Origin of the sequence: Paenibacillus marchantiae, from assembly GCF_028771845.1 — a bacterium.
Classification (GTDB): Bacteria; Bacillota; Bacilli; order Paenibacillales; family Paenibacillaceae; genus Paenibacillus; species Paenibacillus marchantiae.
The window spans coordinates 4494904-4508154 of record NZ_CP118270.1 but is presented as its reverse complement, the minus strand read 5'-3'; the positions used below and the strand labels follow the sequence as shown (position 1 = coordinate 4508154).

General features: G+C 46.8%; 6 protein-coding genes. All 6 read right to left on the bottom strand.

Annotated features, from left to right (window positions below; all coding sequences use genetic code 11):
- Nucleotides 1-31 precede the first annotated feature (31 nt).
- Complete coding sequence (locus tag PTQ21_RS20475; RefSeq protein ID WP_274566931.1) at nucleotides 32-1255, bottom strand: enolase C-terminal domain-like protein; 1224 nt, start codon at nucleotides 1253-1255, stop codon at nucleotides 32-34.
- A 45-nt stretch (nucleotides 1256-1300) separates the two neighbouring features.
- The gene (locus tag PTQ21_RS20470) at nucleotides 1301-6850 is read right to left on the bottom strand and encodes a glycosyl hydrolase family 28-related protein (RefSeq protein ID WP_274566930.1); all 5550 of its coding nucleotides are present in this window, start codon (nucleotides 6848-6850) and stop codon (nucleotides 1301-1303) included.
- Nucleotides 6851-6973: 123 nt separating this feature from the next.
- Nucleotides 6974-9733, bottom strand: coding sequence for an alpha-mannosidase (locus PTQ21_RS20465; RefSeq protein ID WP_274566929.1), 2760 nt, complete (start codon nucleotides 9731-9733; stop codon nucleotides 6974-6976).
- A gap of 40 nt (nucleotides 9734-9773) precedes the next feature.
- Nucleotides 9774-10592 carry a carbohydrate ABC transporter permease gene (locus PTQ21_RS20460; protein WP_062319098.1) on the bottom strand — a complete coding sequence of 273 codons (819 nt, stop codon included), beginning with the start codon at nucleotides 10590-10592 and terminating at the stop codon, nucleotides 9774-9776.
- 12 nt (nucleotides 10593-10604) lie between these two features.
- Nucleotides 10605-11498, bottom strand: coding sequence for a carbohydrate ABC transporter permease (locus tag PTQ21_RS20455; RefSeq protein ID WP_024631712.1), 894 nt, complete (start codon nucleotides 11496-11498; stop codon nucleotides 10605-10607).
- A gap of 71 nt (nucleotides 11499-11569) precedes the next feature.
- On the bottom strand, nucleotides 11570-12949 hold the full coding sequence (locus PTQ21_RS20450) for an ABC transporter substrate-binding protein (protein ID WP_063565043.1): 1380 nt from the start codon (nucleotides 12947-12949) through the stop codon (nucleotides 11570-11572).
- Nucleotides 12950-13251 lie beyond the last annotated feature (302 nt).

Below are 13251 nucleotides of genomic sequence, written 5' to 3'. Positions count from 1 at the left end.
TATATCTCTCCTGTCTGTTCTTGTCACTTCGTTAGGGTCGCACCAATGTTCCATCCGCTTTGCGGTCCAGAGGATACGGCCGATGATATTTGTTGGGATCCCATGAGTCACTTAGTAATGATTTGGCCTTCACTTCATCCAGTTCAATGCCCAGTCCCGGTTTATTGGAAGGGTATAGATATCCTCCCTCTCTGACGATATGTCCGGGGAATGCCTGCAACTCATGAGGTTTAAAATGATTGATTTCCTGGATACCAAAGTTCCACAGGGCCATATCCAGATGGACAGCAGCTGCCTGGTTAACAGGATCATTCTCCCCACCCTCCTGCCAGGCTGTTCGTACTCCGTAGGCTTCGCCCAGCGTAGCGATCTTGCGACAAGCGCTGATTCCGCCTGCTTTCGATACTCGAACTCTGATAAAATCGATCAACTTCTCTTGAATCAGACCCGTCCACTCCTGAGGATTAACAAATAATTCTCCCACTGCCTGCGGCGTAGCACTCTGTTGACGAAGCTGTCGATACCATCCGATCTGTTCCGGAGCAAGTGCATCTTCCAGAAAGAAAAGATGATAAGGTTCAAGCCGCTTCGACAGCTGAATGGCATGAATGGGGGATAAATGCTCATGCACATCGTGAGTAAACTGAATCCCATTACCAAATTCCAGGCGCAACTTCTCGAACATGTCAGGGATGGCATGCAGATACGCATGTTCATCGAATACAGGACCGCTGCTCCAGGGCTCGCGTGGCAAATTCGCGTCCTTGCCGCTGACAAATCCCCCGCCACCGTAACCTCCCATCTGCACTCGAATGACCGTGTATCCTTCTTCCATAAAACGAGATACATCTTCTTTCAGCTCGCTGATATCAGCACCACCGGCATGGCCGTAACAGGGAACTGCCGAACGGCAGGCCCCTCCTAACAATTGATATACCGGTAGATTCGCTTCCTTGCCCTTGATATCCCACAGGGCCATGTCAATTCCACCAATGGCCGTATGAAATATTGCCCCATTTCTCCAATATCCGCTCATATGCATGAGATGCCACAAATCTTCAATTTGGGATGCATCCCTTCCCACGAGTAATGGTGCCAGCAGTTGTTCGATGACCTGAACCACCGCTTCGGGATTATAAAGATCGGAAGCAGAACCCAATCCGTAAAGACCATCCTGATCCGTCGAAATCTTCACAATGGTCCAGCTTCCGTCGTGTCTTGTACGTATGCATTCTATCCGTGTAATTTTAGCCATGTGTTCACTCTCCTCATCTGCTCCATTTCAATCCTATCGGAAGATTTAAGGCAAACGGTTGTATAAACGATACAGCAGCACTGCGGTCTCAGCACGTGTCATTGTATCTTCCGGATGGAAGCTGCCATTACTTCCTTCCATCATTGTTGATCTGGTTAATGAATCAATGGCATCGCGGGCATATGCCTTAATCAAATGAGTATCTTTATAGTCATTCAGACCGGATTCACCTTCAGGAAGAGGCTGCATCCCGATAACTTGCATAGCTCTGTAGATCATAACCGCTGCTTCTTCCCGGGTAATTGGAGATGCTGGCGAGAATCGATCGGCGCCTTCCCCTTGAATGATGCCCAGCGTTCTTGCGGTATTCACGGACTGTTCGTAATAAACATGCTCAGGTACATCCGCGAAGCGTTCCACCTTGCTTCCCTGATGAGGTTGTAATTCTAAGGCATTGGTAAGCAGAGTTACGAAATCCGCTCGGCGGATCATGGATTGAGGCTGATATTCTGTTGGTGACATTCCAAGAATAACCCCTTTGGACACTAGAACTTCGATGGCATGACGGGCCCATGATAGCTGCTGTATATCCTGGAATGTTCGATTATCCTGAGTCATTGCATAAACTCCGTTTTGCCGTGTTTTGAAAATCATTTGTTCCGATTTTTTATTGAACTTCCCATTGGGAATGGAGATCATTTGCCCGTCATCCGAGATACGTCGTACTGCAAGTTTTTCCGGGTCCAGTAGTTCAGTTACATTAGGCTGATAAGGTAAACTTACTGTGATTGGCGTAATGGAATTTTGCCATGCAACGGGTTTTCCATCCGATATCACAGATAATGAAATCGCAGGCCGCTCTCCTAAGTCTGATTTCATCTTGGCACTCCAAGTGCTTCGGTCAGCCTTACTTAATACCAAGGTAATACGCTCTCCAATCGTTCCTTGGGTATTGGCCAGCAAATTGCTCGGAACCTGCAGCACTCCCCATGCTGTTCGAATCTCCAACCAATGGGTAGATGGTGTTTCCTGCAAAAAGCTGGATGGAAGTGTCAGAGCATACCCTTCAGCACCATCCACGGATTCGATGTCTACAATCAGCTTCTTTTTCCCGTCCTGATCAGGGGTGATGCGGTTGAATGCATCCTCCATCATCTTGTTGGTGAGCTCGGCTGTTGCCAATGCAGCAGCTTTATCCAGCTTGGGCAGAAGCTGCATTGTAGCACCAGGAGCGGCAGGTATTGCTTCATTCTCCTCTCCAGTCGGAGAGCCCCCTCCAGCACTTGGCTGCGAACCCGAGCCTGGCTGTGGATTGGGTCCCCCAGGATTCGGATTGGAACCTGATGTAAGAGCAGCGAGTCTTACGAGTAATGAGGACTTCAACGTACCGCCCGGTAGCAGAGTGACGAAGTTGGATGCTGTATCTATAGAGGTAACATCTTTCTTTTGCTCCGCAGTACGAACACTCGACTCGGCCGATTGCTCCAACAATGTCACGTAATCACCCGTAAGCAGATACAAGTTTCCGAATAAACGTGCATCTTTACTTGTACCGATCCCTCCATTAAACTCCATAAATCCTGATCGTCCTTCGCCATCGTTTTCATTGACAAGTAATGCAAAACCGATAGGTTTGTCAGGTTGGAATGAATATCCTTCCTGATGAAGCGCTGCAAAAGGCAGCGTAATTTGATAATGAGTAATATGAGTCGTCTCGTCCCGGGTAATGTTTGCTGATGCGGATTCCAGTAATCCTGGTGAAACCCCTTCCGGAGCTCGCCATCTCCATTTCGTGATGACACCTTCCTGATTCAGTGCAAAACCAAGCTCATTCACCTGTTTGCTGGCCGCACCATCCTCTTTACCAAGGTCAATACCGAGCTGTAAACTGTCTCCTTGCCATATATCGCCATTGGTATTGGATTGATGGTGAATATCGTCTTTGACGTCCACCTTGAGAACCAAATTTTCCGCATCCCAACTTGCTTTAGCTTGAATGCTGAGGTCATTCGGACCTCTCCAGCTTCCACCGACACTGTTGTAATGCTCCGGACTGGAAACCTCAATGAATGGCAGCGTTCCAACAGCATCTTTTTGTGCCGCAAAGGATTGTGACAGTTTGACTGAAGTCTCATAACGGAATCCGTTTTCAAGCGTTACTCTGAATTTGAGCAAGTCACTTGATATATAGGGAAGCGCCACATCCATGCTTTTCCCAATGCCCAGCCCCTCAAATCGTACTGGCTTAAACATCCCATGATACACACTCGGTTCAATCAGTTCGATCTGCCCTTTAAGCAAAACCTCACCTGCAACATTAGTCAAAGTCAGCATGCTTCCGGGATCACCTGGTCTGGATGGATCATACCCAAGCTGGTTCAGTTTGAGTGCCAAAGGAAACAGATTGGTACCCGTCACTTTTCCAGGTGGGGCTTCATTCTCCATCTGAAAACCGCCATTAAACAGGTTGTTGGATATCACCATCTTCTCTACGTTTGGACCTGCAACCACATGATTCGTACGTGGCTGTTGAAAATAGGAATTGTAGAGGGTAATATCACCACCGATTGCGTTAATACCGATTTCACCAACGTTCGTGAAGTTTCCTTGCTGTATGCGGATATCTCCTCCGTGAATATCAAAAGATCTTGTTGTGTCTCCCCACATGGACGTATTGAAGAACACCGCTTTGGAACCAAAGTCAGGCCCAACCTCCACGTATACCTTGTCTGTTGTACTCATGGAAACAAGCTCTGTGTTGATAAACGAAAGACCTGCTGTTCCCGCATGTTGTAATACGGCTCCCTTTTTGCTGCCATCGGTGCCATGACCAATAACGACGGCTTCAGGCCCTCTTCCATTCTGTTCTTCAAAATGAATGCCGTACTTTGAACCGTATACAAATGTATTGAAAATAACCTGATTTGTGACATCCCCAATACGGAAGGCGTCCAGATTCTCTTTTTGATAATTCCAAATTTGATTAAATTCTTCATCATTCGATGGATGATTCGGATAATTGTTCCGACCATAATAATGCGGATTGAACTGCACATTCCGCATGTATCCTCCGTCTGACCCGCCACCAAGATATATGCCTTCCTTGAGCGGTGATCCCGCTACATAATCGATATAATGACCACTTGTATCATGGGTGCCGAAGTCGACAGCCTGATAAGGGTTAACCAAGGTTGTATCGATAAGGTATACGTTTTCACCTTGACCTTGCACAGTCCTTGCATAAGGCTTCACCGGATTGGTATCAGACCATGTTTGTTGATCGTAATAGACGGATAATCCGCGTAACCCCGATGCTTGCTTCAGCTGAATGAAGGCATCGGCATCCGGAGCATTTTCGCCATAGTTCGTAAAAATAACGGTTCCATTCCCGATCGTATGATGAGGTACATCATAATTGCCCCGCAGTTCTACGGCAGTCGGGACCACCAAAGCCTGCTCAACGCGGTATATGCCAGCAGGCATATAGACCGTTCCTCCACCTGCTGCTTCGGCATCATTCAATGCCTGTTGAATGGCTTGGGATGAATCCGTATTCCCTGTGTTATCAGCCAAATAGGGCTGGCTCACTACGTTAAACAATTCGCGAGTACCCGGCTTGGGCTGCACAGCAATATCTACTGAAGGAACATTAGGGATCGTTTCCAACACCAAATTTTCTTCCTGATGGATGTTCAGTTCCGCCGAGGTACTTTCATCGTTCACTGCAAGGTTGCCTTCGTGTCCGGAATGTATGGCATTAATTGTTGCCACATCTCCCTGAAGAAGCAGGTGCCGATCCGGCTTGGCGAAGGTAGAACTACCCAGTATAAGCGAACCACTTTTGGCAACTATGGCGTAATCTCCGCTTCCTTCACCCCAATTATCGAAAGAACTGCTCTCAAAGGACAACGTTCCACGCCCTTCATTCACCACCGCATGTTTGGGCTCCCCGCCCACCCTTACGCTGTTAAACTGGGCAATGGAGTGAAAGCCTTCCGTTGCATAAATGGCAACAGGATTCGGACCAGCACTCGCTTCGAATTGGCTATCTGTCACCAGCAATCCATAATCATTGACGCCTTCAATCTTCAGCGCTACGTTGCAGTCGTCGATCTGAATTTTGTACAGCTGCGCATTGGCTGTTTCAAGGCTTCCTGTTCTTGTCGTGATTCGTATCCCTGTCTTATAACCCGAGATATGAATATTCGACATATACTCCCAATCCGAGCGCCCCATTACGATACCTTCTGATTGCTGTATCATATATTCACGCAATTGAGATTGCTCAGGTGCTCCTGGTAAACCAGAGTTCGCCCATACATTCGGGGAAAGGTGAAGCTCTTCCAGTCTCCCAATGTCTGTTGTGAAATCCAGAAAGATACCGGTTTTCAGTGTGGTGCCGTATACATCCTTCACATAATGAAGTTCGTTCCATTCCGGGCCAATCTTAATCCCCTGGTACGCATTGACGAGTGTTACATTTTTCACCGTGGCACTGTCACCTGGAAGCTGTTCCATCGTCCATGGATAGGCCACCGGGTTATTCATATTCTGTTCGGGATACCAGATCGACACATGTGTTACCCCACTAGAAGGCTCCATCTTTATGAAGCTGTTCCCGTTAGCTTGACCTTTGCCGCCGTATACAGCAAGGATCGTACCTTTGACTAACCCGCCATGCTCGTCGGGATTCCCCCAATCGCCGCGAAGCGTAACGCCTGTTGGAATAACCAGCTCTCCGGTTAATTTATAGGTTCCAGATGGTACGAACACAACTCCCCCACCTTGATTTCCGGCTACTGCCAGCGATTCTTTGAATGCTTGAGTATCGTCTGAGACCCCGTCCCCTATTGCTCCATAATCGGTTACGCTTCGATCTGCAATGACGATATCTGATGTAGGGAATTCCGTATCATAGACCTTGGTCTGAGTACCCGACTGCTGCTGAGGCTGCTTATGGACGGTTACTTTCGCCAGATGAAGTTCCGGATTGTTGGCTGGTGCCCCTGCGCCGCTAACCCCGATTCGGAAATCCGCATCATGGGTGCGGTTACCGAAATTGGCATCGCTGAGCTTGAAGGTATGTGTCTTCCAGGTTCCCGTATTTTCATACCGGAACAAAGGGGCATCCTTGAAATTGGATTGCTTCGAATCGTATTGCAGAGACAACGCTCCACTATCGCTATCGTAATATTCAATAGTGACGAACACGTCCTGATCGGTATTTTCAAACAAATATTCATCCGCAACATTAAAGTAAAAATACAGGATGTTATCGGCCGGATTTTTTGGATTCACCGTCTGATTGGTTTTCCAATAATCCTTGCCGTCAAACGTCCCCACTTGAAGACCTGCTGGAGGTCCATCGCCGGGACGAGCCGTTATGCCCTGCTGCACAGGAGTTTCCCCCAACGTAATACTTACCGAGTCAGGTGACACATCATTTAGATGGACGTCTCCCTGTTCAGTAACATCTTCCCCCTCTGCTGCCGCGTGTGTGGTTGCTGGTGTGATGTATAGCCCTGAACATAACATGACAATAGTCAACAGCACTGAAATGGTACACCTGGCACCTAACCATAATCGTTTGTTCACAATCGTACCTCCCATTAACTTGATCATGTAATCAAGCTGCACGAAAACAGGGTTGTCGTATGTGGAACATGATGCATCCGTTTTCAATCCGCAGCAGTGGAGAGAACTCCAAGACTGAATTGTTTATTTTAAACGTGTTGTGGGTTGAATGCCGATCGTCTGAATTTTTGCTGGTCCCACAGTCAAAGCATAACTTCCCTCATCCGCTACCTTCATGGCTTCACCTTGATCTTCAACAATTGTACTTTCGTACACTTCCTTAGCCTCAAACGAAGGCGTTACCTTCAGTGAAGTCGTCTCCGATGATACATTGAACACCCTGAACAGCATGTCATCATTTGCCTCGCCCCGTTTAAGCGCACTAAAAGCGAGATGATCACCCTCCCATTGCAAAAACTCGTGGGTAACGGGTAACGTACCACCATGTACCCCTGTCTGTTGAACGGTCCAGGGAACCGGGAACTGGTACGCCTGCTCATAAGCCTCGGACTCAATAACATCCAGATCATGTGAGATGAGCTCCATTTCCAGAATGTGCTGTCCGAGACATTGGGCCTCCGGCGTTGCAAATACTCCCCAATCCCCAAGCTCGCGTACCCCACGCAGCAGTGTCACAGCAATGGTATTCTGATTAGCCAATACTTCGTACTCATTAAGACCTTTATTCGCAATCGTTAGCCCTTCACGACCATTGCTGATACTGACAAATGCATTTTGATGCTGCGCATTGCTAGGATTTCTCCATTCCGCTTCCGGCTTTATCGGGCGCTTTGCCAGTTCGTAAATAGAGTCAACGGTAACATGACTTGCTTCGAGTCCCGTTTGGAACAACATGCGAATTCGATGATCCTGAACCGTGTTATTGATATAACTTTTAATGCCAACCGAACGCCCCGTTTTTTCAAGGCTCAGCTCTGTACGAATCCTCACTTCTCTAGTTTCATCAAGCCGCCGGGATTTCCGATAACGAAATGGAACCATGGAGCGGATCTCTTCATCCAGCAGTTCATCTGCGGAGGTCGGGAGATTCCAGTTATGCACGATCTCATAAACGGCTTTCAGTGGTGTATGATGTACCAGCTTAATCTGGGCAGGCAGTCCCTGCGTAGTCAACGGAGCTTCCTGATCCGGTTGTCTGTACATATACTCATTTCCGATATCCCCCGTATCCTCATAAATACCAAGCCCTGTATAATTACGACCGTTTACTTTATCCAACATGGTAAACGATCCATCCCCCGCAATCTCGATCCGCACATAATCGTTCTCCATCACTTGCTCTTCTGTAACAAGTTCAGTGGTAGTCAGTTCGCTAAGCGCATTCTCTCCAGAAACACTCTTAGGCACAAGAGCAAAACTATGATATCCAAAACCAGGGATGTTCTGGACATAAAGCTCTACATCCACTTGATATGCCCAGTAAGGTTGACGGAATCGATCATCCGGCAAATCATATCCAAATGTCGGTCCAACGGGTGTGATCACGGATTCCACTTGCTTGCCTTCCGCGTTCAATACAACCCAATCGTTCGAGTCAAAGGCTTCATATTCGCGCTTAAACTCCTGATACTTTTCATGCGGAGGCTGGTGGTCAAAGTAACGTCGCTCAACGTCCATCCTAGTTACAATTACATTGGATCGACGATGTCCCGAAGTGTTAAACACTACAAAAGGCAACGCACAATCTGCGTCAAAACCAGATGTATCCACGGATTCAGCTATTGTACGAGCACTCTGAACCGATATGGCTTCAGCCACTTCTTGCGATTTGGCAAATCGGGTCATCATTTCCCTATGAACCTCGTCAACACTGCACCCGCAGATGCTGTCATGAGGATGATTCTTCAGTAACGTCTTCCATGCATATAACAGCTCATGCCGTGGATAAATGCCTGTGTACAGAGAGGCCATGACTGCCAGCGGCTCAGCCACTTTCTCCAGTAACGTCTGGCTTTTTACATTTTGCTGTTTGATATATACCCTTGCTGAAGCCGTATTTACAAGTGTGATCCAGCCGTCGGTCCATTGGCTTCGAAGTTCACCGCGAATGACGTCCAATGATTGTGGTTTCGCTTTTTGCAAAGCCTGAATGTACTCGGGAAAGCTGGAATGACGAAACGTCACGTCTGGCATAATCTCGGTGGCTGTTTTTAACGCTTGTGTCAGATCCTTCTGGAGCGGCTGATGATCACATCCGTTCATGAACAGGAGTTCGGAACTTGAAGAAAACTCTTCTGCTGCAGCCAGTTTTTCGGCCCAGTAAACTTTCGCCTTCTCTGGTTCCACCGGAATCTCCATGCCATTGTTGTACCAATTGGCGAACAGGATCGCCAGTACACGAGTACCATCGGGTGATTCCCAATACATCTCCGAGTATTTGGAGGTATGTTCATTGCCAGACTGAATTTCGTTATTGAATCCAACTGGCTTCACTCCACGTCCATATACAGCTACCTCAATGCCTGCTTGGCTAATGAGTTGTGGTGCCTGACCCATATTGCCGAAGGAATCCGGGAAATATCCGATTTTCGCATATCCTCCCATTTGTTCTGAGGCTTGAATACCAATTAAAAGATTGCGTGCATTGGCTTCACTGCTGACGAGGAATTCATCTTGAAGGATGTACCATGGACCGACAATCAGCTTGCCCTCTTCAATTAACTTGCGAACCTGATTCGACCTGTGCGGCATGATTTCCAGGTAATCCTCCAGCACAATAAACTGCCCATCCAGATGGAAATTCGTAAATTCTGGGTCATTTTCAAACGTCTCGATTAAATCCTCTATGAGCTGAACAAGCAACATTCGGTGCTTCTCGAAGGATAGATACCACTCCCTGTCCCAGTGAGAATGTGCGACAATATGTGCGGTTTTTGTAGTCATTCATTTCATTCCAATCTTGTATGATTTAGTTGTTGTGTATTTACATTTTCACTGAACCTACCGTCATGCCCTTGACATACATCTTCTGCATGAACGGGAAGGCAAGCAGGATTGGAATGACCGTAATCAAAGCCCCTGCCATGAGTTCATTCCATTTCTTAAATGAAGATGAATCCAAATACATGAGTCCCATTGGTAACGTAAACATATCCCGGCTATCCACGATGATCATCGGCCACAAAATATTGTTCCAGCTTCCGATAAAGTTCAGAATCGCAATGGTTCCGATAGCTGGCAACGCTAATGGCAGATAGATTCTGTAGTAGATTTTGAAATTGTTGCATCCATCCAGTACGGCGCTCTCGTATAACTCATGTGAGATTGTGCGGAAGTAACTGGTGAATAGGAAAATGGCGAAGGGTGCAGCACCATTAATCATGGGCAGAATCATGCCAATATACGTGTTTTGCAGCCCAAGATTGGTCATGTTGATATAAAGCGGAATCAATGTGGTTACCCCTGGAACGAGCAGCAAGGCAATAAACGTGTAGTAGATGAATTTTTTGCCCCGATAAACAAATTTGGCAAACGAATAGGCCATCATGGTATAGATGAGAATGACGCCTATAATCACGACTGCACTTACGATCACGCTGTTGATGAAAAACTGATAGAAGTTCAATTTGTTCCATACGTCACCAAATGTGGACCACAACGGTGCAGCTTGTGGAAACGGACTTTGTGGATTGGCTAATGCATCCTGAGATGTCTTCAGCGAAGTGCCGATCATCCAGACAAAAGGATACAGGCAGGTCAATCCGTACAAGATTAGAATGATATGCTTAATATATTTGACCATGTGCTCCTCCTTTTAGATGTCTGCCTTGAATGAGCGAATACTGAATATGGCAATGGCACCTGTAATCAGAAATGATACCCACCCGATTGCGCTGGCCAGACCATAATCATTGTTTAGAAAAGCTGTACGGTACACGAGCGTACCAATAACCTCCGAACTGCCAGCCGGTCCGCCGCCTGTCATGATGAACACATTCTCAAAGGCCTGAAAGGCTCCGTTCACCATCTGAATGACGGCAATAAGCGTGATTGGCTTCAGTAACGGCCAGGTAATTTTCAATATCATAGTTGTTTTCTTGGCACCATCCACACTTGCTGCTTCATACAGTGTCGGATCAATGGAAGTCAGACCAGCGTAGTACAGAATCAGTGTTCCAGGCAGACCGCCCCAGATTGATGTCAAAATAATACCGAGTAAAGAAGTAGACGAACTCCCTAACATTCCACCAGGTACAGCAAGGAAATCCAAGCCCATCCATAGGAAGAGTGAGTTGAATGCTCCACTAGGTTCAAACAAGCCTTTCCATACATAAAAGATAGCTACGCCAGATGCGATCATCGGCAGAAAATAAATCGTCCGGTACCACGTTGCTGCCTTCGTATTTTGCAGCACAAAAGCCAGCACAAGTGCGATTGGAACGACGACCACAACCTGTGAAACGGCAATAATCAGATTGTGCAGAACGGCATTATAGAAATTCCGGGTTACAATCGGATCATCACCGAGCAGGAACTGACGAAAATTCGCCAGACCTTCAAACCTTGCGGTGGAAAAATCAATCCCGGACCAGTTATAAAAGCTGAGCATGATCGAGAATCCGACCGAATACACGCCGATGGCTAGAAACAAAAGCACGCCAGGCAGTAAAAAGAGATACGGCATCCACTTATTTCGACTTTTTATCATGATCAATCACCTTTTGCTCTCAATTTGGCAATCGACAGCCCCTTACGGGGCTTGCCGATTGCTTTGGTGTTCTAGTTCCCGCTCGCTTTCAGACTTTCCATGGTGTCGTCGAACTTCTTGGCGACTTGTTCAGCAGTCATCTTTTTCTCGATCATGGATTGCATGGACTGTGCATACACTTCCCATTCTTTGTGCTTGCCACGATACGTATTGATCGCTGGTGAAGCTTGACTGTAGGGACCAGGCTCGGCAGCGAATGCATCTGAAATTGATTTCAGGTTCGGGTCCAGATCATTTGCACGATCTCCCAGATTCAGCGCAGGTACTGTATACGCCGCATTAGCAAAAGCGACAGCTGCATCCGGATCACCGGTTAGAAATTTAATGAAATCAAGCGCTTCAGCCTTGTTCTGCGAATCCTTATTCACTGACAGCATCGTTAACGTGAATGGATCAGTCGTCCAGCTGTTAATTTTCGATCCTTCAAGCGGTGGTACCGGGAAGGTGAAAATATCGTCAGGACTCATTCCCATAGCCAGTAACGTAGACATCGTGAAGGAACCACCGAGATCGAAAGCGGCTTTGCCAGCAGCAAACGCCTGGTCTGCTCCATCAATATCCGTTGACAAAATTCCCGGCATAAGCAGATCTTTGTTTGCCAGTGTCTCCATCGCTTTCACTACCGGCAGATTTGAAGGGTCGCTTAGTTTAGACTTTCTTTCGAGCAGATCAATATAACCTTGAGGTTCGTTCAGCATGATGGACAGTGCCGAACCGGCCCAGTTCTCCCACAGATCAGGCAGCTTTGCACCAAACACAAGCCCAGGAGTACCTGTTTTCTCTTTGACAGTCTCCATCATGGTGACAAACTCTTCCCACGTTTTGGGCGCTTCAGCTGTCAGCCCTGCTTCTTCGATCAGCTTCTTGTTACCATAGAAAGTAAAGAATCCTCCGATATCGAGCGGCAGTCCGTAGAACTGGCCAGTCTTCAGTGACTTTTGAATGGTGGTGGCGTTCTTGTCTTCTTTCCAGGAATCAACCTGGCTCTGTGTGACAATGATCGGGTCCATTGCAGCACTGTAGTAGCTGTTCAACAGATCATCGTCGACTTCACCTGACAGTTCGAGCACTGAGTTCTCGATGGAATCGCCTGCCGTTGCCCACCAGTTCACAATATCCGGCAAATTTTTGGAGTTGGCTGCTGCCTGGAATTTTTGGCGATACGTATCATCTGGTGTAAAGGTCTCGAGTTTGACTTTGATTCCTGTTTTCTCTTCATACAATTTCGCAGCTGCTTCAATCCCTGGCGTGTAAGCAACCTTCCACGTCCACATCGTCAGCTCTTTACTCGCTTTGGGTTCCGTCCCCCCGGACTGCGCATCACCGCAAGCGCTTACAATGAGTGAGAAAACAGTTATCAAAGTAACGATCATGCCTGCTCTTTTTTTCATCCTTTAACCACCCTTATCTTTAATTTTTGATCTTTCCTAGCTTAATGAATATTCCACAGCAACCAATTAGTGTTAAGAACCGTTGCACCCCCTTTTTCGAATTAAGGAACACTTGAGAATAAATTTGTGGCATAGATAAGATTGTGAAGGCTCGTTGGAAACGCTTTATCCAACAAACTTTAAAAACAATATAAACAACATACTTTTACTTGTAAATGTTTATTTTTAGATACAACTTAACAGAATGTATTTCTAATAAATTGTTTATTCATAAGGTTTTTTTATCATATTTATTCGTAATT